This is a genomic window from Mesorhizobium sp. B2-3-5 (assembly GCF_006442395.1).
In the GTDB taxonomy this organism is placed as follows: Bacteria; Pseudomonadota; Alphaproteobacteria; order Rhizobiales; family Rhizobiaceae; genus Mesorhizobium.
This window is the reverse complement of the sequence record NZ_VFVX01000026.1, coordinates 51,199-76,498: the sequence shown is the minus strand read 5'-3', so window position 1 is coordinate 76,498 and position 25,300 is coordinate 51,199. Positions and strand designations below refer to the sequence as shown.

22 protein-coding genes and 3 pseudogenes are annotated in these 25,300 nt (G+C 60.1%); 10 read left to right on the top strand and 15 right to left on the bottom strand.

Annotation, left to right across the window (positions count from 1 at the left end; all coding sequences use genetic code 11):
• From FJ958_RS31845 to FJ958_RS23970, 3 genes are all read left to right on the top strand, one after another.
• The coding region (locus tag FJ958_RS31845) for a hypothetical protein (protein ID WP_140746051.1) at nt 1–183 on the top strand (183 nt) is incomplete at its 5' end.
• Between the two features lie 303 nt (nt 184–486).
• Nucleotides 487–3,231 (top strand): caspase family protein, encoded by a 2,745-nt coding sequence (locus tag FJ958_RS23975; RefSeq protein WP_140746050.1) that lies wholly within the window; start codon nt 487–489, stop codon nt 3,229–3,231.
• Between the two features lie 216 nt (nt 3,232–3,447).
• Nucleotides 3,448–3,771 (top strand): glycosyltransferase family 25 protein, encoded by a 324-nt coding sequence (locus tag FJ958_RS23970; protein ID WP_140746048.1) that lies wholly within the window; start codon nt 3,448–3,450, stop codon nt 3,769–3,771.
• Nucleotides 3,772–3,924: 153 nt separating this feature from the next.
• On the opposite strand, the pseudogene FJ958_RS23965 reads toward FJ958_RS23970, so the two are convergent.
• Nucleotides 3,925–4,318, bottom strand: a pseudogene (locus tag FJ958_RS23965) (transposase domain-containing protein); the annotation flags it as partial.
• Here FJ958_RS23965 and FJ958_RS23960 point away from each other — a divergent pair.
• Nucleotides 4,314–4,784, top strand: a complete 471-nt coding sequence (locus FJ958_RS23960; RefSeq protein ID WP_140746046.1) for a HEPN domain-containing protein — start codon at nt 4,314–4,316, stop codon at nt 4,782–4,784. The pseudogene FJ958_RS23965 and the gene FJ958_RS23960 sit on opposite strands and share 5 nt — an antisense overlap.
• Nucleotides 4,785–5,189: 405 nt before the next feature.
• Here the strand turns inward: FJ958_RS23960 and FJ958_RS23955 are convergent.
• Nucleotides 5,190–5,390, bottom strand: a pseudogene (locus FJ958_RS23955) (hypothetical protein); the annotation flags it as partial.
• Nucleotides 5,391–5,537: 147 nt separating this feature from the next.
• Here FJ958_RS23955 and FJ958_RS23950 point away from each other — a divergent pair.
• The gene (locus FJ958_RS23950; protein WP_140746044.1) at nt 5,538–6,713 is read left to right on the top strand and encodes a Fic family protein; all 1,176 of its coding nucleotides are present in this window, start codon (nt 5,538–5,540) and stop codon (nt 6,711–6,713) included.
• A 462-nt stretch (nt 6,714–7,175) separates the two neighbouring features.
• On the opposite strand, the gene FJ958_RS32460 is transcribed toward FJ958_RS23950, so the two are convergent.
• Entirely contained in the window at nt 7,176–7,301 is a 126-nt protein-coding gene (locus tag FJ958_RS32460) for a hypothetical protein (protein ID WP_281406683.1), read from the bottom strand.
• Nucleotides 7,302–7,303: 2 nt separating this feature from the next.
• Between FJ958_RS32460 and FJ958_RS23945 the strand changes: the two are divergent.
• Nucleotides 7,304–7,515, top strand: a pseudogene (locus FJ958_RS23945) (hypothetical protein); the annotation flags it as partial.
• Here the strand turns inward: FJ958_RS23945 and otnC are convergent.
• From otnC to FJ958_RS23885, 12 genes are all read right to left on the bottom strand, one after another.
• A complete protein-coding gene (otnC, locus tag FJ958_RS23940) occupies nt 7,466–8,116 on the bottom strand; it encodes a 3-oxo-tetronate 4-phosphate decarboxylase (RefSeq protein ID WP_281406682.1) in 651 nt (216 codons plus the stop codon). The pseudogene FJ958_RS23945 and the gene otnC sit on opposite strands and share 50 nt — an antisense overlap.
• Before the next feature lie 8 nt (nt 8,117–8,124).
• Nucleotides 8,125–9,387: a 3-oxo-tetronate kinase gene (gene otnK, locus FJ958_RS23935; RefSeq protein WP_140746040.1), complete on the bottom strand. Its 1,263-nt coding sequence runs from the start codon at nt 9,385–9,387 to the stop codon at nt 8,125–8,127.
• Between the two features lie 32 nt (nt 9,388–9,419).
• Nucleotides 9,420–10,406, bottom strand: a complete 987-nt coding sequence (denD, locus tag FJ958_RS23930; protein WP_140746038.1) for a D-erythronate dehydrogenase — start codon at nt 10,404–10,406, stop codon at nt 9,420–9,422.
• Between the two features lie 17 nt (nt 10,407–10,423).
• Complete coding sequence (locus FJ958_RS23925; protein ID WP_140746036.1) at nt 10,424–11,197, bottom strand: enoyl-CoA hydratase-related protein; 774 nt, start codon at nt 11,195–11,197, stop codon at nt 10,424–10,426.
• A gap of 1 nt (nt 11,198) precedes the next feature.
• On the bottom strand, nt 11,199–11,963 hold the full coding sequence (locus FJ958_RS23920) for a 3-ketoacyl-ACP reductase (protein WP_140746034.1): 765 nt from the start codon (nt 11,961–11,963) through the stop codon (nt 11,199–11,201).
• Between the two features lie 11 nt (nt 11,964–11,974).
• Nucleotides 11,975–12,835, bottom strand: a complete 861-nt coding sequence (locus FJ958_RS23915; protein WP_140746032.1) for a carbohydrate ABC transporter permease — start codon at nt 12,833–12,835, stop codon at nt 11,975–11,977.
• A complete protein-coding gene (locus FJ958_RS23910) occupies nt 12,835–13,881 on the bottom strand; it encodes a sugar ABC transporter permease (protein WP_140610670.1) in 1,047 nt (348 codons plus the stop codon). Before FJ958_RS23910 ends, FJ958_RS23915 begins: the two co-directional genes overlap by 1 nt.
• An 86-nt stretch (nt 13,882–13,967) precedes the next feature.
• Nucleotides 13,968–15,251 carry an ABC transporter substrate-binding protein gene (locus FJ958_RS23905; RefSeq protein ID WP_140746059.1) on the bottom strand — a complete coding sequence of 428 codons (1,284 nt, stop codon included), beginning with the start codon at nt 15,249–15,251 and terminating at the stop codon, nt 13,968–13,970.
• Nucleotides 15,252–15,285: 34 nt separating this feature from the next.
• Nucleotides 15,286–16,815, bottom strand: a complete 1,530-nt coding sequence (locus FJ958_RS23900) for an aldehyde dehydrogenase family protein (RefSeq protein WP_140746030.1) — start codon at nt 16,813–16,815, stop codon at nt 15,286–15,288.
• A gap of 54 nt (nt 16,816–16,869) precedes the next feature.
• On the bottom strand, nt 16,870–18,048 hold the full coding sequence (locus FJ958_RS23895; RefSeq protein WP_140746028.1) for a Gfo/Idh/MocA family oxidoreductase: 1,179 nt from the start codon (nt 18,046–18,048) through the stop codon (nt 16,870–16,872).
• Nucleotides 18,049–18,063: 15 nt separating this feature from the next.
• Nucleotides 18,064–19,065, bottom strand: coding sequence for a LacI family DNA-binding transcriptional regulator (locus tag FJ958_RS23890; protein ID WP_181176495.1), 1,002 nt, complete (start codon nt 19,063–19,065; stop codon nt 18,064–18,066).
• A 132-nt stretch (nt 19,066–19,197) separates the two neighbouring features.
• The gene (locus FJ958_RS23885; RefSeq protein WP_181176494.1) at nt 19,198–20,046 is read right to left on the bottom strand and encodes a sugar phosphate isomerase/epimerase family protein; all 849 of its coding nucleotides are present in this window, start codon (nt 20,044–20,046) and stop codon (nt 19,198–19,200) included.
• Between the two features lie 89 nt (nt 20,047–20,135).
• Here FJ958_RS23885 and ugpC point away from each other — a divergent pair, with 89 nt between their 5' ends.
• The 4 genes from ugpC to FJ958_RS23865 all read left to right on the top strand — a co-directional run bounded on the left by ugpC (nt 20,136) and on the right by FJ958_RS23865 (nt 25,253).
• A complete protein-coding gene (gene ugpC, locus FJ958_RS23880) occupies nt 20,136–21,266 on the top strand; it encodes a sn-glycerol-3-phosphate ABC transporter ATP-binding protein UgpC (protein WP_140746022.1) in 1,131 nt (376 codons plus the stop codon).
• Between the two features lie 32 nt (nt 21,267–21,298).
• Nucleotides 21,299–22,507: a CaiB/BaiF CoA-transferase family protein gene (locus tag FJ958_RS23875; protein ID WP_140746020.1), complete on the top strand. Its 1,209-nt coding sequence runs from the start codon at nt 21,299–21,301 to the stop codon at nt 22,505–22,507.
• A 9-nt stretch (nt 22,508–22,516) separates the two neighbouring features.
• Nucleotides 22,517–23,485 carry a dihydrodipicolinate synthase family protein gene (locus FJ958_RS23870; protein ID WP_140746018.1) on the top strand — a complete coding sequence of 323 codons (969 nt, stop codon included), beginning with the start codon at nt 22,517–22,519 and terminating at the stop codon, nt 23,483–23,485.
• A gap of 106 nt (nt 23,486–23,591) precedes the next feature.
• Nucleotides 23,592–25,253, top strand: coding sequence for a choline dehydrogenase (locus FJ958_RS23865; RefSeq protein ID WP_140746016.1), 1,662 nt, complete (start codon nt 23,592–23,594; stop codon nt 25,251–25,253).
• The last annotated feature ends 47 nt before the right edge of the window (nt 25,254–25,300 follow it).

Sequence of the window (25,300 nt, the reverse complement as noted above, 5' to 3'; positions counted from 1 at the left end):
GTGCTTTTTGCCGTTCGCTGGGCCAGGACGCGGCGCGGCATTGCCCGCGGCGTTCTGGAATCGCTGCGAGCCGGTGGGTCCGTCAGCGTTCCCGTGGGAAGTGTGCTCACCCAGGTGAATCTCAAGAAGCATGCTGGCTACAGGCTTGGAGACAGCGCCGACCTCCTGCTGGCGAGGGTTTGATGAAGGCCGTCGTCTCCAGCCGCGAAGGAATATTACCGGGAACCAAGTGCGTTCCCATGATGGGACCTGACCCGGAATGATCATCGAATTTTTCGGGTCCCCAGGATCCGGCAAAACAACGGCCACCGAACAGACGCCGGCGGAAAGCTCCGGTATCAGTCCGAGATCAGGCGACTTACGATAGCGAAACCTCTGTTTTTTAGACGAAATTCTGCCCTGTGGCCGGCTTCTTGTGAGGTCAAATTTGCATGCTTCGGGAAACCTTCCGACCCTTTCTACGTTCAATGTAGTTGGCGGATTGAGATGCGTATGCTTCAGAAAATCCTTGGCTTCGTGCTGGTTCTACTCCTCCTCATGGCCCATTCCTGGGCACAGGCGGGCGGTGAAAAGCGCTTGGCGTTGGTTGTCGGCAATGGTGCCTACAAAACCGGCGAACTGGCGACGGCGGCGAACGACGGCGGTCTGATCGCGCAGACCTTGCAGGCGGCGGGCTTCGACGTGATCGGCGCGCGCGACCTGGACCAGGATTCGCTGCGAGGGGCGTTCCGCGATTTTGTCGCCAAGGTGTCCGCGGCCGGCCCCGACGCGGTTGTTTTTGTCTATCTTGCCGGCCAAGGCGTACAACTCGAAGGCGACAACTACTTCCTGCCGGTCGATGCACAGATCGCCAATCCCAACGACATCCCGCTTCAGGCAATGCGGATTTCTGATGTCACCAGATCGCTTTCCGGGCTGTCGGCGAAGGTCAACGTCGTCGTGCTCGATGCGGCCCGACCGACGCCGATGCCGCCGTCAAACCAGCCGCTGGCTGGCGGCCTTGCATTGGTCGACCCCAGCCCTAACATGCTGATTGCCTTCAACGCTGCTCCGGGAACCATCGCGCCCGAGGGCAAGGGGCCTTACGGCGCCTACGCCCAAGCGCTGGCCGAAATGATGCGCGAGGGCGGCTTGTCGCTTGACGATGTATTCAACCGCACGCGCCTGCGGGTCAACGAGGTGACCCAGGGTGCCGAAGTTCCATGGCATGCTTCCAAGGTCAGCGCGCCGTTCGTCTTCTTCGACCGCGCGCCCGATGCGCCCGCGCCCAGAGTTTCCGAAGCCGAATCCCGGGCCAACCGGACAAGGGCGATCCGCGATTTCGACGCACATGAGGCCTATACCGCTGCGCTCGACCGCGACACGATGCGCGGCTATGAGGATTTCCTCGTCGCTTATCCGCACGATCCGATGGCCAAGCGGGTGCGCGCGATCGTTGCGGTGCGGCGCGAGGCGATCACTTGGCGCGAGACCTGGCTGCGGGATTCGCCCAATGCCTATTGGTCCTATCTCCGGCGGTACCCGCATGGCCCGCATGCCTGGGATGCGCGCCGGCGCCTTGAGGATTTCGACGCTGCCCTGGAGCCTCCCGAGCAATTCACCGTCTACGCCTATGATGTGCCGCCGCCTCCGGAGGAGGAAATTGTCTATGTCGATCGCCCGGTGCTTTATTTCGACAATCCGGATTTCGACTTCTCGCCGCCGCCGCCGGTTCCGGTGATTTTCCTGCCGCCGCCGCCCCCGGACTTCGTGGAACTGGAGCCGCCGCCGCCGCCGGTCGATGTCTTTGTCCTGCCGACACCGGTGTTCGTGCCGATACCTGTGTTCATCAACCCGCCGCGTGATATCGTGGCGCCGCCGAACGACATCATCTTCAACAACATCCACAACACGACCGTCATCAACAACATCAACAACACGACGATCAACGAAGGCTCCAGGCAGGCCGGGCAGCCGAACGGCAGCAGCCACGGCACCCTCACCACAGGCCAGAAGTTGGCCGTCGGTGTCGGAGCCACCGCGCTGGCGGCCAAGGTGGCGCTGCCGCCACTGCTGCAGAAGAGAGCGGCATCGGCAAAGGCTCCCAACGCTCAGGTCCCCACCAATCAGGCTCCGGCCAATCAGGGACAAAGCGGGTTGCCGCCGAAGCTCGGCCAAGGTGTCACGCAAAGCCAGCAGCCCGGCACCGCGACGCCGAAGCAGAAGCAGACGCCCGGCAGGCTTTCGACCGACCACGCCCTGCCGGGCGCGAACGGCAAGACGCTGCCGCTCGTCAATGGGAAGCCCGTCCTCAATGGCCAGAACGCACCCAACGAAAAGTTCAGGAGGGCGCAGGGCAAGCAGGACATGTCGGTCGGCAACGGCCGCAGGGCCACCGGAGACAAGCAACCGGATACCGGGAACGCCGGCGCCGCTGGCACGGGACAGCAGGGGAGGGAGAAATTCCGTAAACTGCCGACTGCAAATGGCGCCTCTGCCGAAAGCGGGCAAAACGCGCAAGACAGGTTGAGGAAGAACAATCCGAGTGCGCTCTCCGGGCAGAACGCGCCCGAGGGCAGGCAGAAGAAGCTGCCCCACAACCAGGGCTCCTCGTCCGGCCAGGCCACGGTCATGGGGCCAAGTGGGAAGGGTGTCGGTTTGCCTAACGCAACCGAGAAGAACAAGAGGTTGCGCAAGCTTCCCGACGCCAATGGCCTGCCTCAGGGCGGTGACGTGAACGTTCAGCGCAACTCCAGGCAGAACAAGCCCAACGGAGGTGCGCAGAGGCGGTTCGAGCAGCAAAATCCGCATACCCAGGCGCTGCGGCCGCAGAAACCACAGTTCAACGCGCAGCCGAAGCCTCAGACGCAGGAACGCCGCCTGCCGCATGTGCAGCAGCCAAGGCCTCAGATCCAGGAGCGGCGTCTGCCGCAGGTGCAGCAGCCGAGGGTTCAGATGCAGGAGCGGCATCTACAGCAGGAGCAACAGCCAAGGCCTCAGATCCAAGAGCGTCGCTTGCCGCAGGTGCAGCAGCCGAGGCCTCAGATGCAGGAGCGGCGTCTGCAGCAGGAGCAGCCGAAACCTCAGATGCAGGGGCGCCGCCTGCCCCAGGAGCAGCAGCAGCCAAGGCCTCAAATCCAAGAGCGCCGCGTACCGCAGGGGCAGCAGCCGCAGCAACCCAAACCGCAACAGCAAGAGGTCAAGAAGAGGCCTCCTTGCGGACAGCAGGGCGTACCTGCCTGCGGCAAGTAGGCGTGTAGGAACTAGGCGAAGGGCGTCTGAACGCGACAAAAGTCAAGCGTCCACGCCACGTCCAGCTTTCTTGGACCTATTCTTAGTACTACTGCGTCACAAATTGCGAGCCTGGCGCGGACTGTCCATTGCCCTTATGCAGCACGGTCATCGTTGCAGACGTTTGGCCAGCGCCACAGTCAGGCGTCGCCTGAGGGTGGGGATCGAGGTCGGGACGTGCCGCTCTGGTCGGATCTCGACCGGTCAGTTGACCGGCTTACTGGCGTTACGGCAGAATTTTCCCGCATCGGAATTCAATTTGAACGTGTTGCCGGGGTCGATGCGGCCACTGGGGCTCCTTTCATCGCGCCACCGCTCACCGAGGCAGAAGTCTGTTGCTTTCTCAGTCATCGTCGATGCTGGCAAATTATCGTAGACGGCCCTGATCAGTATGGCGCCGTGTTCGAGGATGACGTTGTTTTCAGCCATGACGCCGGGTCGCTGCTGGCCGATGACATCTGGATCCCGCGCGGCGCAGACGTGGTCAAGCTCGAAGGGTGAGGATTGGAAGCCGACACATCCTCGTTAAGAACGGATACTCCGCAAGGCGACTGTTCGGACCGCACCTGGGCTCGTGTGAAAGGCGCCGCCGAAAGACTGCCCAAGAAGACGGGACGTCTTAGAGCTGCGGTGGATGTCGCGTAAGCGATGTTCTCAGGCCACGGCCCTGAGTTCAGAGGCGGGGATGTAAGCCCAGGGCAGGAGATCGTCGATCTGGCTGTTTGGGTGGCCGTTGACGATCCTGGTGAGGATGTCGGCGAGGTAGCCGAGGGGCTCGACGCCGTTGAGCTTGCAGGTTTCGATCAGCGAGGCGATGACGGCCCAATGCTCGGCGCCGCCATCCGAGCCGGCGAAGAGCGCGTTCTTGCGGTTGAGCGCGATCGGAGCCGTCGACCTGAAGGATTCCGGTGAAGCCTGCGAGATGCGCGATCGGACGCTCGGCCTTCCGGTCCGGCGCATAGACATAGGCCACGCCTGGCGGGTCGCTCCCCTCCCACGGTCGGTCATCGCGGGCATAGGCCCAGAGTTGCCCCGTCTTCGTCTTGCCGAAGCCGCTCACACCGAAGGCGGCGTATGAGGCAGCCAAAGAACATTTTGACGATCGATTTCCAGGCGCGCAGGATTTCCTGGATACCTTTCGATACTCCCTGACCAAAGGCAGGAACAAGAACGCTGCTTTCCAGCTTCACCAAGCGATTGAGCACACCTACTCGGCACTGTTGCTAGTGCTAACCAATTACAGCCCTCCATCCCACAAGCTGACCTTTTTGCGAGCCCTAGCGGAGGATCAGGATCGGAGGTTGTTCGAGGCATGGCCGCGTGAACAGCAGCGGTACCGCGCTTGGTTCAACACTCTTAATGAGGGCTACGTGAAGGCGCGCTATTCAAAGCACTACGAGATAGGCGAGGAAGCGCTAGCGTGGTTGGGTGCGCAGGCTGCGGAATTGCAAGAGTACGTCGAGCGGGTTTGCCTGGAGCATCTGGCCCGGATGAGGAAAGCCCCCGGTGATTAGCCTACTGAGACGAGTTATCGTCGAAATGTCCGCTTCACGTCTTTAGGTGCGCTCCTTGATTCGGACTGGATGCGACGGGTCAGATGGCAGAGCAGTAGTTTTGTAAACTATTGGTGGGGGGTTCGAATCTCACCGGGCCCACCATATTATAAATATCAATGGGTTACACCAAAATCTTCAGATTTTGGTGTGCCATTCCAGGTGGTTAGCTCGGCAGGCCTGATCAATTGTCGTTCCGGTTGTCCAGTTTCCTCCTTCTGTTATCGCATCAGCAACACTTAACTCAGAGCTTGTGGGTCGCAAAGTGCTTTGACCAATAGGTGCGGTGGGGTGCGGCGAAGGCGTACGAATAGGTCCGTGAGGCGTCGGGCTGACAGGGGAAGAGATTTCGATGACACGGCTGGCTCACGCCGCTTCCCAAACCTGGTTCAGAATTCGCGCAGCGAGTGCTGCCTTGTCTTGGGGTAGAAAGCGCCCGTAGTGATGGGCGACCATGTCGGGCGTGTCTTGGATGGCATAGCTGGCCTGCTCGTAGGAGCCCGTCTGCTTCAGGATATGGGTCGCCAGGACGTCACGCACATTGTGCGGTCCGTGGGGTAGAAGACCGGCAACGAAGCCGTTTCCAGCGGCTTTCGCTAAGAACGATTCCTTGACTAACGGTCATTGTTAGTAAAGAGATTGTATCTAGCGGATTAGGCAAGGAACATGGCCGTGCCTTGTGCTTCCGGATCGTTTCTTCATGTAGGTTACGTGATGCCAACGCGTAAGACGGGTAGATATGAAAGCGTAATTGTCGGCGGGGAGAAGGTCGATGCCTTTGTTCCCTTCGACCTGCCGCCCGCGCGCCCGGCGCTGGTCATCAACGACAAGCTCGAACGTCGTCTCCGCGAAGCCGAGCAGGCGCTCGTTCGGCTCGATCTCGCAGGCGAGATGGTGCCCTCACTCGATTGGTTCATCTATGCCTTCGTTCGCAAGGAAGCAGTGATTTCGTCACAGATCGAAGGCACCCAGGCATCGCTAGTCGACCTCCTCGCCTTCGAGGCCGAGGAACATCCCGCAGCCAATGCGGACATCGAGGAGGTCACGAACTATCTCGACGCTCTGGCTTACGCGCGTGGCCAACTGGCAGCGAAGCGTGGCCTTCCGCTTTCGATGCGGCTCCTGAACGAGGCTCACAAGCGGCTGATGCGCGGCGTGCGGGGCTCGAACAAGCAGCCAGGGGAGGTTCGCCGCAGCCAAAATTGGATCGGAGGAAGTCGGCCGGGGAACGCGACCTATGTGCCGCCGGTGCCGGACCAACTTCCTCAGTTGCTCAGCGAACTTGAGAAGTACATGCACGTCGACGACAAATTGCCGGCGCTGGTGCGTGCTGGGCTGTTGCATGTGCAATTCGAAACGATCCATCCTTATCTCGACGGCAACGGTCGCATCGGACGATTGTTGATTGCGCTGCTGCTGGAGCATTGGAAACTGCTGAAAGCTCCGCTTCTCTATCTCAGCCTATTCTTCAAGCTTCACCGCGAGGAATATTATCGCCGGCTCAACCGTGTGCGGCTGGAAGGGGATTGGGAGGGCTGGACAGACTTCTTTCTGGATGGGGTTGCTACGATTGCCGATGAAGCAGTCGCCTCGGCGCGCGAGTTGTTCAATCTTGTCAGCACGGACCGAGCCCGGCTGTTGAGTGCAGACTCCGCTTCCGTCTCGGCATTAAGGCTATTCGAGCAACTTCCCCGACATCCGATCGTGACGGTCGTCTCCGCCATGAAGATGATTGATGCCAGTAAGCCAACGGCAACCCGCGCGATCGAAGCGCTGGCTGAAGCTGGCATTCTCGGTGAAACGACCGGCAAGAAGCGTGACCGCAGCTTTGCCTACCGAGCCTATATGGAGCGTCTGCGGATAGGGACGGATTTGCCTGATCGCAAATGACACGAACGGGTCAGGGCTGGCGACATTGGACCTCACATTGCGTAACTTTGCAGCTTGCATTGCGACAACCATCAATTACTTCGATGCGCCAGAAGCGGACGTTTGCGCCACCCTAATCAGAGAATGTCCGCTTCGCGCCCAATTTCAGTCATTGGCGCGACCTGAGACAAATCCTGGAAGCAGCCAGTCCGCTTACCGGCCGGAATGTCCATGACGGGGTGGGAAGCGGATTGGCAGGTTCTCGGCGCAGATCCAGATGGCGGACGTTCGATTCTTCGGCGGGGTTCCGTGATGTGACGCTTGGGAGTTTTGAGAGGACACCCAGTCTACGTTATCCTCATCCTAATCAAGCAGGGATTGCCGCGCCGCTGGCCAGCAAACGGCGGGCGATAGCAGCTTTCTTCACTTCTTCGACCAGAGGTCGGGACTTCGCGCTGTCGCGAGCGACGGGAGCCCCCAAAGTCATAGCGCGTCCCTGACGATCACCACCGTCTCGTCGAAAGCGGTCTTGACCTTTGCAGTATCCACCAGCTGTGCTTCGAGTGTCTTGCAATACTCAGCGTTCTTCCGGTTTCCTACGAGAGCCACGACAACTCCGGACCCATCTCGCCGACTTCGTCGCCGCCTACAACTTCGCCCGCAGGCTCAAGACCCTCAAAGGTCTCACACCCTACGAGTTCATCTGCAAGGCGTGGGTCTCACAACCGGAACGTTTCAAACTCCGCTCCAGCAAATGCCGGGACCAAACACCTTCAGGGCTCGCCGAAAGTCGCCCGGAGTTCCCCGATCTGGTCAGCATTGAGGGGTCGAGTCTCTGACCCTCGCAAAAGCAAAAAAAGCTTGGCGGTCTCTTCGAGTTCCTCGATCGCATAAACCGCCGCTTCAAGACTTTTACCGGAGACCAGCGGACCATGGTTTGCGAGGAGAACCGCCGGGCCTCGCGTGGCGGCTGCCCGGATGTCAGGGGCTAGTGCGGGATCACCAGGTCTGCGATACCTGAGCAATGGCAGCTTGCCGATTTTCATAAGAAAGTACGGTGTTAGCGGCGGTAAGCAGTCATCTTCCGGTAGACCGCACATGCACGACACCGCCGCGGAGTGTGTCGCATGAAGGTGAACGATCGCCACAGATTGCGGCCGCGCGCCGTACATGGCCAGATGGAGCACGGTCTCTTTGGAAGGAGCGTCGCCCTCCACCAGCTTACCTTCGAAGTCGACGACACTGAGCCGTGCCGGGTCCAAAGCTCCAAGAGAAGCATTGGTAGGCGTTACGACGTAGCCGCCCTCGACGCGAACGCTGAGATTGCCACTGCTGCCCGCAGTCAGGCCGCGTGTGAACAGGCTCTGGGCATGGCTCATGATGCCGTCGCGGGCGTTAGTGAGAGCCCGTTCGCGAGATGGCACAACACTGCTCACAACAGCTTCTCCCAAGCTGATAAGAAGAAATCAACCGGGCCGAAATTTCCGGACTTAAGCGCCAGCGCCACTTTTGAACCGTCAACGTCTGCGATCGTCCAGGGCACCCCAGGGGCAATCGTTGCGCCGATCGCCAAGGCGTCGATCCCCAGCGCCCCTACAACGGCGCCAGACGTTTCGCCACCTGCGACGATTAACCGGCGCACACCATGCTCCACAAGCTCCTTCGCGATGCGCGCCAACGTCGACTCGACTAGCTGTCCTGAAGCGGCAACTCCCAATTCCTGCTGGACCTGGCGAACCTTATCCGGCGTCGCAGTCGCATAGACCAGTATCGGCGCATCACCCAGCTGTGGCCCGGCCCAGTCCAGGAAATCGTAGACGACGGCATCAGAGTCCTTCGCCAAGGCCAGCGGGTCGATCCGATACGTCGGCAGGCCGTTGGCTTGCATGAGAGCCACTTGCCGATTGGTCGCCAGCGAGCAGCTGCCGGATATAACGGCAGCTGGTCCGGTAATCGCAGCCTTCGTCGCGGCTGAACCCTTGGACGACGACAGGTTGCGAGCGATACCGAGCCCAAGACCGGAACCGCCGCTGACGAGTTTCAACCCAGCGCAGGCGGCTCCAATTTCAACCAAGTCGGTGTCGACAATCGCATCGGTGACGGCGTACCGAACGCCGATGTCGGCCATGGCGTCGAGGCGAGCGCGAATGGCCCCTCTCCCCTGCCGCACCGTTCCGTGCTCGACGAGGTCAACTCTCGCAGGCGTTTGCGCCGCCAGGAGCCGTATCAGGCTACTATCGGTCATAGGCGTGAGTGGGTGATCGCGCATCCCCGACTCGTCAAGGAGCTGATCCCCGACGAACAGATGACCCTTGTAAACTGTCCGGCCGTTTGCGGGCAGAGCCGGGCTGACCACGGTAATCGACGCGCCGATCTCCGTGGACAGCATGTCCGCGACCGGGCCGATATTGCCGTCCGGCGTAGAGTCGAAGGTCGAGCAGTATTTGAAGAATATCTGCTCTGCACCTGCTTCGCGCAGCCAATCCAGGGCCTGCCGAGAGAGGGCGACCGCTTCGGCGACCGGCGAGGTGCGCGACTTCAGGGCGACAACAACTGCATCATAGCCTCTCGCGGCGTCGAGGTGCGCCTTGGTGGGCACGCCGATGAACTGGATCGTCTTCATCCCTTCCTCGACGAGCATGCTCGCCAAGTCGGTCGCACCGGTGAAATCGTCTGCTATACAGCCGAGAAGCATGAAATTTCCCAGATATCCGAAGTGAAGTCTGTTCAGTTTAAGGTGCCGCCGAGCTCGTCCTCGATATGAACGTGGATGATCTCGTCCATCGAGGTTTCGGCGGCGAAGCCCAGATCCTTCGCGCGGGTTGCAGTGAAACCCCGAGGCCATGACGACACGATCTCGAAGACGGCGGGGTCCGGCTCTTCTCGGATCAGGTCCACCGCGCCGTCCCCGGCGACGCGGCGCAACGCGTCGATCTGGTCGCCCACTGTCGCCGATACGCCGGGGAGATTTACGCTTCGACGTGCTCCGAGCGTCTTGAGGTCGATCGCTGCGGCATGGACCAAGGCGGTGATAGCGGAACGCGGGCTTGCGAACCAGTGCCGCAACGTTCTCGGCACAGGCAGCACTGAAGGCTTGCCAGCCAACGGCTCGCGGATGATTCCCGAGTAGAAGCCTGATGCCGCCTTGTTCGGCTTGCCGGGCCGGACGCAAATGGTCGGGAGACGAAGCGCGATGCCGTCGAAGAAGCCGCGCCGGGAATAATCCGCCAAAAGCAGCTCACAGATCGCCTTCTGTGTCCCGTAGCTGGAAAGCGGCGCAAGGACAAAGTCATCCGGAATCTCGTCAGGCAACGGTTGGCCAAAGACGGCGAGCGAAGATGTGAAGACGACCCGGGGTCGGTATGCACGCTTCTCGCCTTCAAGTCGGATCGCTTCGAAAAGGAACCGGGTGCCATCAAGGTTGATGCGATAGCCCTTCTCGAAATTCGCTTCCGCATCGCTAGAGACGATCGCTGCCAGATGGAAGATTACATCCGGGCGTGACGCAGCCAAGCTTGCGGCCGCGCCAACCTGCGAAAGATCCGAAGTGATGCAATCTACCGATGCGCCGGTGAGTTCCACGTTCACCGGCGGCACCACGTCAACCAACGAAAGCTGGGTGATTGCGGCTCCGCCCACCGCTCCTTCTTCAACCAACCGATCGCTCAACTTGCGACCGATCATGCCGGCCGCCCCGATGATCATTGCATGCATGGCATCATCCCGTATGGTTATCGCCCGGACCAGGTCGGACGGCGCTTTTCAGCGAATGCCGTCATGCCTTCGACCCGGTCTTCCGACTGAAAGACCCTAAGCAACCCATCGCGTTCCCAGCGAAGACCCTCGACCAATCCCCCTTCATCAACACGTCGGATCAGCGACTTGGTCACGGCGATTGAGAGCGGCGCGTTGGCAGCGATCGCAGTCGCAAGTTCGATCGCCGTCTGCACGACGAGGTCGTCCCCGACTACGTCACAGACCAATCCTGCTTGTTTGGCCTCTTGGGCTGAAAGCGGGGCGCCGGTCAGCAGCATCTTGGTGGCGACCTGCCGGCCCACGAGGCGAGGTAACCGCTGCGTACCCCCGTCACCAGCCATACCCCCGATCTTGACCTCTGGTTGGCCGAACTGCGCACTGGTTCCCGCGACCACAAGGTCACAGATCATGGCGAGTTCATTGCCGGCGCCGTAGGCAAAACCACGGACCGCCGCGATCAAGGGCTTCGGAAATGTCTCGATCGCCCGCCAAGCCGCCAACCTCTCTTCATCGAGAATGGCAGCAATGCCTCTTTCGTTCACTTCGAGGATGTCGGCTCCGGCCGAGAATGCACGCTCATCGCCGGTGATAATCACCGCGCGTGTGGCGCTGGAGGACGCGGCCTTCGCAAGCGCCTGGGCGATATCAAGCACGAGTTGCTTCGTGAGCGCGTTACGGCGCTGCGGCCGGTTGAGCCGCAGGAGCAATAGCCCATCGGTTGGTGTCTCTTCGAGCAGATGCTGGTCCATGTCAGAGCCTGTACAGGTGGAGGCCGCCGTCCACCCAGACCGCGTCGCCAGTTGAAAACTTGAATGCGCCGGACGCGAGGCTCGCCACCGCTTCCCCTACATCCTCCGGCTCGCCCCATCTGCGCATGGGAACCAAGCCCTCCTCGATCACGCGATCATATTTCTCTCGTGATGGTTGGGTCATTTCCGTCATCGTGATCCCCGGCCTTACCTCGTAAGCATGGATCTTTTCCTCCGCGAGGCGCGCCGCGAACAGGCGAGTCGCCATGGAGAGACCAGTCTTGGTGATACAGTAGTCGGGCCTGTTGACGCCGAGGATCTCGACGTTCACCGACGTGATGTTCACGATGGAGCAAAAGTGTGTGTCAGCGGCCTTGCTCCGGATCAGCCGCTTACTGAACGCCTGACTGAGCAGAAAAGGTGCCCGAACGTTGATGCGCAGCGCACGGTCGAGACTTTCGACGGGGAGGTCGAGCATGTCTCCCCGCACCGTGGAAGATACTCCCGCATTGTTCACTAGGGTCGTGAGCGTCCCCAATTCACCGGCCGCGTTCAGGATGGCCTCGTGGCGCGCTTCGTCGCCAACGTCGGCGGCCATGAACGCGGCCGGGACGCCGCTTTCCTTGAGTAGTGACACCGTCTCTTCGGCGGACGCGTCATTCTCAAGGTCGGCCACGAGTACGCCGTGTCCGCGTCGCGCAAGACACTGAGCGATCGCACGGCCGATCCCGCGCCGGCCGCCCGTTACAATTGCGATTCCTGCCATGTGGGCATCCTTCACGATTTTACCGAGCCGGACGTCAGGCCCTGCACAAAGTAGCGGCCAAGCACCAGGTAGATCAGGATCGTGGGCAGAGCCGCGACGATCGCACCCGCCATGACCACGTTCCAGTCGACCGAATAGTTACCGGACAGGTTCGACAGGGCGACGGTCACGGGTTGGGCCGCTGGGTTCGGTACCAGAATCACGCCGAACAGGAAGTCATTCCAGATGTTCGTGAATTGGAAGATGCCTGCCACGACGAAGCCAGGTGCCGAAAGTGGAAGAATGATCTTGAAGTAGGTCTTCAAGACGCCGGCGCCGTCGACCTTTGCAGCCTCGATAAGGGCTTTCGGGATGGTCCTGTAGTAGTTTCCGAACACGAGGATATTGACGGATTGCCCGTAGATGACGTGGACGACGATCAGTCCGGCAATGGTCCCGTAAAGGCCGAGCTTCTGCGCCAAGAAAGTCAGCGGGATGATGATGCTTTGGTAAGGGATAAACATACCAAAGATGATGAGCACCGTGATCCAGCGCGAGAACCTCACGCCCCATAGGGTTAGGATGTAAGCGGTAAGCGAGCCAATCAGGCAGGAGACGATCGTCGCGGTCCCGGTCATGATCAAGCTATTTTGGAACGACGGCCCGAGCTTCTCCCATGCCTCGGCAAATCCCCCGATGCCTATGGTGCGGGGCAGCGACCACATGTCGGACACGGACACATCGCGGGCAGATTTAAGGCCGTTCACGAACAACATGTAGACCGGCATTAGGAAGAACGCCGAGAGCGCAATGAGGACGGCATACGTGAGCCCACGGCGGACTACCTGCGCAATGTTGCTGTCTTGCCCTGTCTGAAGTGCGTGCGCTGACATCACTTGTCCTCCGGCATTGTGCGGATCAGGTACGGGACAACAATCACCGCCACCATTGCGAGCATGACCACCGAGCCGGCGGCTCCGACGCCATATCTCAAGGAACGGAAAGTGGTTTCGAAAACAAAGATGCCTGGCACATCCGTCGCAAAGCCCGGCCCAGGACCGGACATGACGTACACCAGATCGAATATTTTGAGGGAAACGTGGCCGAGGATCACCAGATTGATCACGGTGAATGGCGCAAGCATGGGCCAGGTTATCTTCCGGAAGTAGGTCCATCCACTAGCATTATCGATCGCCGCAGCCTCCTTGATATGCGAAGGGATGGTCGCAAGCCCCGCAAGAAATGTCGCCATGGCAAAGCCAGCGAGTTGCCATGATGCGGCGATCGCGACTGCGATCAAGGCCACGGGGATGCCGAGCTTAAGCTGGATGGTCCCAAGAAAAGGAAAGATGCCGCCCAGTGTGTCGTTCAGGGGGGCAAGGACAGTGGGGTCGGTCAGCCAGCCAGGCTTGAAGGGACCGATGCCCGCCGCAGCCAGCACCGAGTTGATGCCCGTCAGGTTGATTAGGACGTTCACGCCTGTCTCCGGATTGAAGATCCAGCGCCACGCCACCCCCGTGACAATGAACGAGATGGCATACGGGAACAGGAAGACCGAGCGGAAGAAACCTTTGCCGGGCAAGTTGCGGTTGATGAGGAGCGCCAAGATGAGCCCCAGGCCGACAGAGCCCGTTAGGAACAGCACCGTGAAGATGACGGTGTTGCGCAGATCAATCTGAAAACGCGGATTGGCGAAAAGCGCATGATAGTTCTTGAGCAACGGCGTGCTGAAGCCGCCGCCCAAATTCACCACGGACCAGTCCGACAGTGAGATCAGGACGGTCAGGATAATAAAGAGGTAAACGAAGACCAGCGTCGACACGATGACCGGAGCGATCAGCAGTGCGGTCTGCAGCTTCTCGCCAACGGCGGTCCACCGGTGCGCGGGTCTTCCCGGCGCAACCTGGAATTCGGACGTGAAGGTATCAAACGTGCTCATATGCAGGGTTCCGCGCTGTTCGCGTCGTTGCTGCTGGAATGCGGTGGGCCGAGTCCCGGTGGAGACAGGGACTCGGCCCGGCGACATTACGTCTTGGGAATAGCGTCGAACGCTGCCTGCATATTGTCAGCGAAGGCATCGATGTTCTTGTCCACCACGAAGGTAGTCAAAGCATCAAAGGAGCTCTGGTTGAACGATGACGGCACCTGCTCGCCGTTGACGCTCGAGCCCGTGAACTTATTCTTCGCGAATTTCTCGAACGACCACTGGAGATACGGAGGTAGGGTGGATTTGTCGACGTCAAGGCGCGTGGCGACAGAGCCCTTCTTCAGGCTGAAGGCCAGCTGGACCTTTGGGTCACCCATGACCTTCAGCCAATTGCGGGCCGACTCCGGATTCGGCGCGTCCTTGGCAATCGGGAAACCGTCGGTGACGATGATGAAGATGTCTTCCGTGCCGGGATGGCTGACCCAGCCGAAGTCCACACCGTCCTTGGCGCCAGCCTTGGCGAACTCGCCGTATGACCAGTCGCCCATCATGGTGAAGGCGGAACTGCCTTCGATCACCTTCTTGACGGCCTGGTCCCAGCTCAGTGCGGAGTGGTCCGGGTTCTGGTAATCGAGCATGCGAAGGTGGGTCTTGTAGGCCTCCTTCATCTGCGGCGAGTTGAAGGCCAGCTTCCCATCCCAAAGCTGCACGGTCTGGTCATAGCCGAGCACGCCGTTGAATGTGTTCTCGAGCATCCGCATGTTGGCCCAGATGCCGTTGTCGCCGACCGCGAGGGCATTCACGCCGGCCGCCTTCAGTTTCTCGGCCGCGGCAAAGAACTGGTCGAACGACAGGGAGTCGCCGATCTCGACGCCGTTCTTGGCCAGCAAAGGCTTGTTGAACCACACTTCGTTACAGCGATGAGCGCCGACCATCACAGCATAGTATTTTCCATTTTTTCGGACGAGGTCGAGGACGCCCGGCGACATGGTCTTTTCCCATCCCTCGGACTTATAAAGGTCCGTGACGTCGTCGATGTAGCCGGGATCGGCATAGGAGTTGAAGAAGGCTGTGCCGCTGTTGCCCTGCCAAGTGTCGGGTGGGGTACCGCCAGCCAGGCGCGCCTGGAGCACCGGCAGTGCATTTGTGCCACCGCCGCCGGCCACGGCAGCGTTCGTGATTTCCGTGGAAGGATAGTGCTCCTTGAAGCCGTCGATCAGGGCCTGGAGAGCCGCTGACTCGCCACCCGATGTCCACCAAGAGAAGATTTCGAGCTTGTCGGCGGCCATCGCAGACCGCCCGGCGAGTCCTGAGAATGCGGCCGTGGCCGCTAGTGCGGCGCTTGTCTTCAATAACGAACGTCTGTTGACATTCCAGTGCATGTTCACTCCTCCTTTTTTCGCGCCGCAGCGCTCTTCATATTGAGTTAGCGTTGGAGACCCAACGATCGGTCAGCGGGCCGAATTGCAGTTGGACCGTCTTGAGTTCGGTGAACTCTTCGACCGCGAAGCGACCCTTCTCGTGCCCCACGCCGCTCTGACGGTGGCCCACCAGGGGTAGCTCAGGTGCACCGGCGATGTACGTGTTGACCTCGACGGTCCCCGATCGCAGTCCCCGCGCGCATCTGAAAGCCGTGTCGAGGTTCGAGGTCCACACGCCGGACGCAAGGCCGTAGATCGTGCTGTTTGCGATCTCGAGCGCCTCGTCGACGGTGTCGAACGGGATGATGGAAAGGACCGGCCCGAAGATCTCTTCCTGCGCGATGCGCATATCTGGGCTGACATCAGCAAAGATCGTGGGCTCGACGAAATAGCCATCTACGCCGCCGTAATGCAGGCTCTGAGTGCCACCCAACATCAAGGTCGCGTTTTCTTCCTTGCCGATCGCGATGTAGCTGCCGATAATTTCGTATTGCTGCTTGGAAATGACCGGGCCGACCTTCACGGCCGGGTCCAGCGGATCGCCGACACGAACGGACTTGATCTGAGCAGCCACGGCTTGGCTGAACTGCTCTGCTACGGAGCGCTGCACGAGCAGCCGAGTGCCGCTCACACAGCACTGGCCCGCGTTGTGAAGGATGCCGAACGCGACCTTGTCGGCAGCCGCCTCAAGATCAGCGTCAGCAAAGACGATGTGTGCGGCTTTCCCACCGAGCTCGAGCGAGACGCGCTTGAGCGTGTCCGCTGCGGCCTTGCTGATTGTCTTCCCGACCTCTGTAGAACCGGTGAACGAGACCATCGCAACGTCGGGATGCGAGCACAGCTGCATGCCAGTCGTAGAGCCGGCGCCGGCGAGGATGTTGACGACCCCGGCAGGCAGGCCGGCTTTTTGAAGAAGCTCGCCCAACAGGAGGGCCGTGCCCGATGTCAGCTCGCTCGGCTTGACCACAGCGGTGCATCCGAGAGCCAGCGCGAAAGGCAGCTTCTGGCTTAGGATAAGAAGCGGGAAGTTCCACGGAGTGATCATGGCCACGACGCCGATCGGCTGGCGCAAAACCAACCCCATCGTGTCCTTTCCGAGGGTATCGTAAGTGTCGCCATAGGCATGGCGCGCCAAGGTCGCAGCATACTCCCAAAGATCGACCGAGACGTCGATTTCGCCTTCGATCGCAGACACGGGCTTGCCGCCCTCCAAAGTCTCGATCTGAGCGAGCTCAGCTTTGTGCTCGCGGATCAGTTCTGCGACCTCGAGGATAAATCTTGCGCGTGCGGCGCCCGGCATGGTCGCCCAGTCGGTCTTCTGGAAGGCCGTTTTGGCCGCCTCTACAGCACGATCAGTGTCGGCAGTGGTTGCTCTGGGATACCGGCTGACCAGACGACGATGCGCCGGACTGGTCCGGTCAATCGGCTCGCGGTCGCATACGGGTATCAGCGATCCGTCTATCAGCAGGCTGAAATCGCGGGGCGAGTCGGGAAGAGCGTATAGCGTGGAAGGATGTGCATTCATGGACCAGGATCACCCGTTTCGTCGGCGGTATTTGTAATCGATTACATAGCATTGTCAATGAGAATCTTGATTGTCTAATGGAAGCCAGCTTCCGTTGGTGGAACTTGAGCGGATGGCGACGTCGCACAGCGCCACCCCACGCACACCTTCCTCCAACCCTGGTGCCGGAAATAGAGGGACTGAGACAGGTGCCTCGATGGCATCCGCAAAGTCGCTGTAAAGGATGGCGAGTGCCTCATGGTAGCCTTCAGGATTGCCGGCGGGGAGTGTGGTTTGCGTCGCCCCGGCTGCAGTCATGATCCGCTGACCCCTGTGAAGTGTACGGTCTGCTTGGCCGAGTTCGCCGATACGAAGCGTTTCCGGAGCTTCCTGTCGCCACTCGACCGACCCTGTGGACCCTACGACCTTGATACGAAGACCGTTGCGATGTCCGGGCGCAGCTTGAGTCGCCCATAGGAGCCCCGAAAAGCCAGCGTCGAAACGCAGCTGCACAATGTCGTTATCGTCGAGCGCACGACCTTCGACGATCGTCGTCATATTGGCCGACAGCTGGTTCACCTTCGCGCCGCAGACAAATTCCGCGAGGTTGAAGGCGTGGGTGCCAACATCGCCGAGCGTGCCTGTCGGTCCAGCTTTTTGTGGATCCGTTCGCCAGCCGCCGGCCTTTGCGCCGAGATTCTCCGGCTTGTCGGCGAGCCACTCCTGCAGATACTCGACGTACACGAACCTAACGCGCCCAATCCCGCCCTCCGCGACGAGTTGGCGAGCCTCGCGCACCATCGGGTAGCCGCAATAGGTGTATGTCATGCCGAAAAAGACGCCGGTCTGCGCGGCGAGCCGCTGCAATTCGCGTGCTTCCTCCAAAGAATTTACTAACGGCTTATCGCAGATCACGCCGATGCCGTTTTCCATCAGGGTCTTGCAGGCATCAAAATGCAGATGGTTAGGCGTGACGACGCACGCCGCCCGGATGCCATCGCTGCGCGCCGCTTCGGCTCGGGCGAGATCCGCGACTGTCTCATAGTTGCGATCGGAAGCCACGCCGAGCGCGGTGCCTGCTTCGAGCGACCTAGAACGCTCAGACGAGAACACCCCGGCGACAAGCTCCCAGCGGCCGCTGAGGCGAAGCGCCGCACGGTGATAGGGTGCAAAAAACGATCCCCGGCCGCCGCCGACCATTCCGATCGGCAAGCGCGGTCCCAGGTCCAAATCCGAGGCAAGTTTGTAGACCATCTGTAGTGCTCCTGATTAATTCGGTTTCGGGCGAGAGGTGGACCCGCGCATGATGAGTTCCGGTGCCGGCACCTCTCCCAGCTGCCCGCCCTTGCCGCGCAGAACGTCGATGAAGAATCGGCCAGCCATTTCACCGACCAGTTCGTCAGGAACCTTCATGGTCGTGATGCCAGGCTGCAGCAGGCGCGCCAAATCGATATCGTCAAATCCGGTGATCGAGACATCGCCAGGGATGTCGATACCCATCTCGCGCGCCTTGAGCATGCATCCAATAGCGAGATAGTCGTTGCCGCAGATGATGGCCGTGGGCGGATCATCAGTGCGCATTATCTTCTCGAAGGCCTTCATGCCGTCCTCGAATTTCCATTCGCCCTCAATGAAATGGCGTGGACGGATGGCAATGCCCTGCTCAGCAAGCGTCGTGCGGACACCTTCCTGACGGGCGCGCGCTCGATCGTTGAAAGAGGTATCTTGGGCTATAAGTCCGAAGGTGCGGTGGCCCAGTGACAGCAGGTGCTCGGTCATAGTCACAAAGGCTTGGTAGTTGTTGTAGCCGATGACATTGCGGCCTGGCGCGCTGCCCGGCGCCACATACAACAGCACGAACGGGATGCCTTTCTCCTCGAGCAGCTGCATCAGTTCATCAGGATGATCGGCGCCGACGAGGACGAGAGCCTCCACCCCCTTGTCGACCATCGCGCGGGCCTGCTGTGTCGCGACCTCTCGGTTGTAGTAGGTGACGCCCACCAGCAGCTCATATTTCTCGACCGCCATGGTTGTCTGGAGGGACTGGACGATCCGGGCGAAGTTCTGGTGATCCAGGGTGGGCATAATTGCCCCAACCGTGTGTGTGCGGCTCGTCCTGAGCGATTTGGCTGTCGCGTTCGGCACCCATTTGAGCTTCTGAATCGCGCTGTGCACCCGCTCCCTAATCTCTTCGGTCACCATCTCAGGCGTATTCATGACGCGCGAAACCGTGGCCGTGCTTACCCGCGCCGCCTTGGCGACGTCGGCCAAACGAGGTTGCTGTTGCCCCCCGTTGTTCCTTGGCGCCCTCTTGCGCACCATTTTCCCTGCGACACTCCCGCTCATAGCGACCTCATCACGTTTCGAACGATCGCCCACTCAAAGGCGACAGCGCCCGAAAGGTCAAATTTTTCGCATCTTCTCCGCCTCATCAAGACACTCCCGCGCCCGTTCGAGGCATCGCGAGGCAATAGCTGACGGCGCCATGGTCCATAGGTCGTTCTTGGAAAATATCTCGATTTCCATCCAGCCGGAGTAGCCCGCATCCATTACCGCGGCCGTGATCCCCGGGATGTCAGCAACTCCGTCGCCCATCACCGCTCGGTCGGCGACCGGATCGACGGCGTCCAGTTTCCAGTCACAGAGATGATGCCCGAATATGCGCGTGCCGGCACGGCTAATGGCTTGATAGACACCAGGATCCCACCACAGGTGGAAAATGTCGGTGACGACCCCGACGTGGCCGCCGTGAACCTCACACAGGTTCATCGCTAGGTCGAGTGTGTTCACTACGCCGCGCAGCGCCGACAAAGCTGGATGGAATGGCTCGATTGCTAGACGGACGCCATGATCCCGCGCGAATGGCGCGACGCGGGCTATTCCATCCTTCACCTGATCCCTCGCGACCCGAATATCCTTCAGATCGGGCTGCAGACCGCCGGGAACTATGACCAGAGTGTCGGCGTGCAATTCCGCCGTCGCCTCGATCTGGCGCAGAGTTTGGTCAATGGCGGCGTCGCGTTGTTCCTTTGTCGAACCTGTAAAGAAGCCTCCGCGGTTCACGCCACTGATCGCGAGCCCGTGGTCTCGGATGAGCTCACCCGCCGCAGTAGGCGACAGGCCGTCAAGCCGTTCAGTCCATACACCGACGCCTCGTGCGCCTGTCTCAGCAACGGTCTCCAAAAACGTTCGGAACGACGCCTCTGGTCCGAATGTTGCGTGGTTGAAAGAAATACGATCGAGAAATGGCAATGGACGGCCTCTGGACAAGCAGCTTGTAATCGATTACAACCCCCGCCCTATGTAGTCAAGCGCAATTGAATTTGCGAAGGAGGAAGCCGATGCAGGGCGTGGAACTCGTCGGAATAAACAAATCATACGGCGCCGTTCAAGTCGTGAAGGATGTCGACCTCTCGCTTGGGCACGACGAATTCGTCGTGTTGGTCGGGCCGTCTGGTTGCGGCAAAACGACTACCCTTCGCATGGTCGCGGGCCTCGAGACCATCACGTCCGGCAAGCTGTCTATTAGGGGGCAGCATGCCAACCACCTCAGTCCCGCCCAGCGGGACGTCGCCATGGTGTTCCAGAACTACGCCCTGTATCCGAACATGAACGTGTACGACAACATGGCCTTCGGACTGCGAAACCGCGGCATGCCGAAAGCGCAGGTGGACAGCGAGATCAGACGCGCCGCCGATGTACTGGCCCTCGGAAAATTGCTGGACCGCAAACCCCGCCAGTTATCAGGTGGACAGCAACAGCGCGTTGCGCTCGGCCGCTGCCTTGTCCGGAATCCGAAACTCTTTTTGTTCGACGAACCGCTTTCAAATCTGGACGCGAAGCTGCGTTTGGAAATGAGGCAGGAGCTGAAAAGGCTCAAAAGCCGTATCACCGCGACGTCCATCTACGTCACCCACGACCAGATCGAGGCCATGACGCTCGGCGATCGCGTCGTTGTGATGGCCAACGGCGAGGTCCAGCAGGCCGGAACACCCGAAGACATTTACCACCGCCCGAGGAACATTTTTGTCGCTACCTTTATCGGTTCGCCACCTATGAACATCATCGAGGTAGGAATTACCTCGATCGGCGACCGCTCGTTCTTCACGGCCGGTGACCTTAAGATGCCTGTGCCGGATCGTTTGAAAGCGGCAGTTCTGTCACTACGTGGCAACGCGCTTCTCGGCCTGCGTCCTGAACATATCGTTATCGATGGGGCCTGCTCGAGCAGTTTCGCATCCGGCAACGTCGATATCACCGAGCTTCTTGGCTCGGAACAACTCGTTCAGGTGCGTCTCGGCGAGAAGCAGGTGACAGTGACCCGTGTCGACCCATTCCGGCGCCTGTCACCGGGTCAAGCCGTCAACCTGTCGATCGCTACTGAAGAGATCCACGTGTTTGACCCCGCGACCCAACAGAACATCGCCGACCATCAAGATCGACGCGCTGCGACCCCTGTCATTGCGGCCTAAAGCTACCGTTTACTGCACAAGGAAATGCACAGATGCTTCTGCAAGGAATGAAAATCGTCAGTTTCTGCCACTTTCTGCAGGGGCCGGCTGCGACCCAGTACCTGGCGGACATGGGGGCCGACGTCATCAAGATCGAACCTGCTAAGGGCCCATTCGAGAGGAGCTGGTCCGGCGCCAAGGTGTTCGTCGGCGGCGTCAGCGGGTTCTTCCTGGCGGCCAACCGCAACAAGCGAAGCTTTTCCGTTGACCTGAAGTCGGCCGAGGGCAAGGAGCTGGTTCTCAAGCTCATCGATCAGGCGGACGCCGTGGTAGAGAATTTCCGCACCGGCGTCATGGACAAACTCGGCCTGTCCTATGAGGACCTGAAGAAGCGCAAGCCGGATATCATCTTCGCAAGCGGCACGGGCTGGGGCCTGAATGGACCCATGGTCGGCCGCACGGCTCAAGACCTGATCATTCAGGCCCGTTCAGGTTTCATTTCCGCCACTGGCCCACACGATCGTCCGACGGCGGCTGGGTGCGCTATCGTTGATCAGCACGGGGGCGCTTTGCTCGCCATGGGCGTTCTGGCCGCCTACATCAAGAAGCTGAAGACTGGCAAAGGTACCCATGTCCAAGGTAGCCTCCTGAATTCCGGCCTGGACCTTCAGACTGAGCCACTCACGAACTATATGTCCAGCAGGCCCGGAACAGAGGCATTCGACCGCCAGGAGAATCTGATCACCTGGTTCCACGAAGCCCCGACCGGCGTCTATCGCATCGCCGACGCCCAGGTCGTGATCCCGACCAATGACATTGCTAACGTCGCCGAGGCGCTGGACAGCGATGCCCTGCGGGCGCTGCAACACCTTGATCGCTACGACGACCGTGACGTGCTGGCGGCGGCGGTTGCCGAAGCCGTTCGCAGCTGGACGTATGACGATCTGTCAAAAGCCTTCGATGCGCGCGGCGTATGGTACGGGATCGTTCAGGACTATGAGGCCGTTGCCGCCGATCCGCAGATCGCCGCGAATAACGTCTTCCGCGAGGTCGAGGTCAACGGGAAAACGGCAACGCTCGTCAACCATCCCCTACGTTACGATGGCCAGGTGCCGGAACTTCATACGCTCTCGACCGAAGTCGGCTCACATACCTCCGAAATCCTGCATGAAATGGGTTTGTCGGACGCCGATATAGAACGCCTTTTTGCCAAGAAGATTGTCTCGGGTCCGGCCGAAGTTGTCGGCGCCCTCACGGAATAGGAGGAAACCATGAAGCTCGATGGTGGCGTGCTGATCGCGAATATAACGCCTTTCAAGGACAACCTTGAGGTCGACTGGGACGAAATGGCCAAGCGCACGCGTGACCTGGCATCGGTGCCCGGGATCCAGGGGTTTGTCGTCAACGCATTCGCCGCGGAGTCCCCTGCGCTGACCACAGAGGAGCGTCAGCGCGCAGTCGCCGTCCACAAGGAGAACATCCGCCCCGGTCAGCCGGTTGTCGCGGCGATATTTGATTGGGCGCCACCGGCAACGATACGTCGCGGCGAGGAGGCACGGGAAGCGGGCGCCGACGCGGTCATGGCCTGCTCGCCCTACCTCTCGGCTTACAACGCTAACCATAGCCCCGAATACGCCTTCCACTTCCACAAGGAGGTCGCGGAAGGCTTGGACATGCCCATTCTGCTGTTCCAGCTGGCCTCCGGCGACCAGCTTTCCTATCCCCATGAAGCGTTGATCAAGATGGCGTCTGAGATCGACCAAGTGGTCGGAGTGAAGATGGCGCAAGCCGCGGACTGCGTACGTTACGATCGCGACTACTACGCCTTGAAATCCCTCAACAAGAAGATCATCTGCCTGCCTTCGGTCGGGTCCTCTTTCTTCCACAACCTCTCGACAGGCGCCGACGGCATCCTGTCCGGGCTCGCGGCACTCGCTCCTTACGAGTGCGTGGAAATGCTGCGTCTTGTTGAAAAGGGCGACCTGCTAAATGCGCAGGCCCTTCATCGTCGTCTCGCGCCGCTCAACCATGCGATCTATGGCTTCCCATATGCGGACCTGCACACCCGTTACAAGGAAGTGGCCTACATGGTGGGCGCGATTTCCCGCCCGGTGGTGCGTTCGCCGCAACTGCGCATGCAGGCGGCTGAACTGGATCGCCTCTGGCGTGCAGCCCAGATCGCCGACCTACGTCCGATCCCAGGTGCGGATACAGCGCGGCCTCGGCTGGTAACAGCCTGAAGGGACCACACTCTCCAGGCCAGCTCCAAACGGGGTTGGCCGTCTCTTCATCGCGCAATGGCGCTAAGCCATTGCCACCTCCTCGCCCGAACGATTGGTGCGCAAGATGCGTAAAGACTATGACTACATCATCATCGGCGCAGGCTCCGCAGGCTGTGTGCTCGCAAGCGAGTTAGGCCAGGATCCAGATGTCCGGGTCCTGATCCTGGAGGCCGGTCGCCGAGACTTGTCGCCGATGATCCACATGCCTGCCGGCATCCAAAGCCTGATCGAAGGCACCAAGTACAACTGGGCGTTTCGTACGGCCCCTCAGAAGCACCTGAACAATCGGGAAATGTTCATCCCACAGGGCAAAGCGATCGGGGGTAGCAGTTCAATCAACGGCATGATTTATATACGCGGCAGCCATCAGGACTATGACCGTTGGGCAGAGGATGGCTGCATAGGTTGGAGCTACCAAGACGTTCTGCCGGTCTATAAACGCCTTGAAGCCAATACCCGTTTGCACGACGAATATCACGGCAACGACGGCCCGCTAAACGTCACCGACTTCACCTACCTTAATCCTCTGACCGCGACCTTTATCGAAGCCTGTACGGAGGTCGGCATACCGCGCAGCAAGGATTTCAACGGTGCTACCCAGCACGGTGTCGGTCACTTCCAATACACCGTGAAAGACGGACGGCGCATGAGCTCTGCCCGCGCGTTCCTACATCCGGCGCGCAAGTCCCGCTCGAATCTCGACGTTTACGCGAACACCCTCGTTTCGCGGATCATCATTGAGAAAGGGCGTGCCGTGGGAATCGAACTGGTCGGGAATGACAACCGCACCACAAGGGTGAGTGCGACGCGCGAGGTTATCGTCAGCTCGGGAGCTTTTAATTCTCCCAAGCTCCTCCTTCTTTCCGGCATCGGTCCGGCAAGTGAGCTTAAGCAAGCCGGCGTGACAGTAGTGCACGACCTGCCCGGTGTCGGCAAAGGCCTGCAGGACCATCTCGACGCGGCGGCCATCTGGCACGCGACCACTAAACTCACCTACGATGACGCGGCGCGTTTCCCCTACAAATATATTCACGGCGCCCGCTACCTCCTCTTCAGGTCAGGACCGGTCACATCGTCGGGATGCGAGGCTGTCGCTTACACCAAGAGCGAAGCTGGGCTCGAGGAGCCAGATATCTCTGTCCACTTCCTGCCGGCGTGGGTCATCGACCACGGGTTCACCAAATTGCCCGGCAATGGCATCACGCTGCACAATAATAACATGCGGCCGGTCAGCCGCGGCGAGGTCAGACTTACCTCGTCGAACCCGTTAGATGCTCCCCTGATCGACCCAAACTTCATGGCCGACCCTATTGACGCCAACAAGATGATCGCTTGCGTTAGGATTGGAAGGGAAATCATGGAGTCCAAGGCATTCAGGCCCTATGTGTCTCGCCCCTACGCCCCCTTAGCCGACGTCAAGACCGACGCGCAGATCCTCGACTTCGTCCGGCAGACTGCTGAGACCGACTACCATCCGGTTGGCAGTTGCAGGATGGGAGTTGACGAGCTCGCGACAGTCGATCCGAGGCTCAAGGTTCGTGGCCTCGAGGGATTGCGGGTTATCGACTCGTCCATCATGCCGAGGCTGATTGGCGGTAATACCAATGCTGCATCGATTATGATCGGTGCCAAGGGCAGCGACCTCATTCGTGAAGACAACGGGGGAAGCGTTGGGGCGTGGTCCACGGGAAACCGCGCTTCCAATTGGTCGACGCAAGATGCCTGATGATGGCGGATCCGGTGGCCGCCACGAACGCCATCCTAATCAGCGAC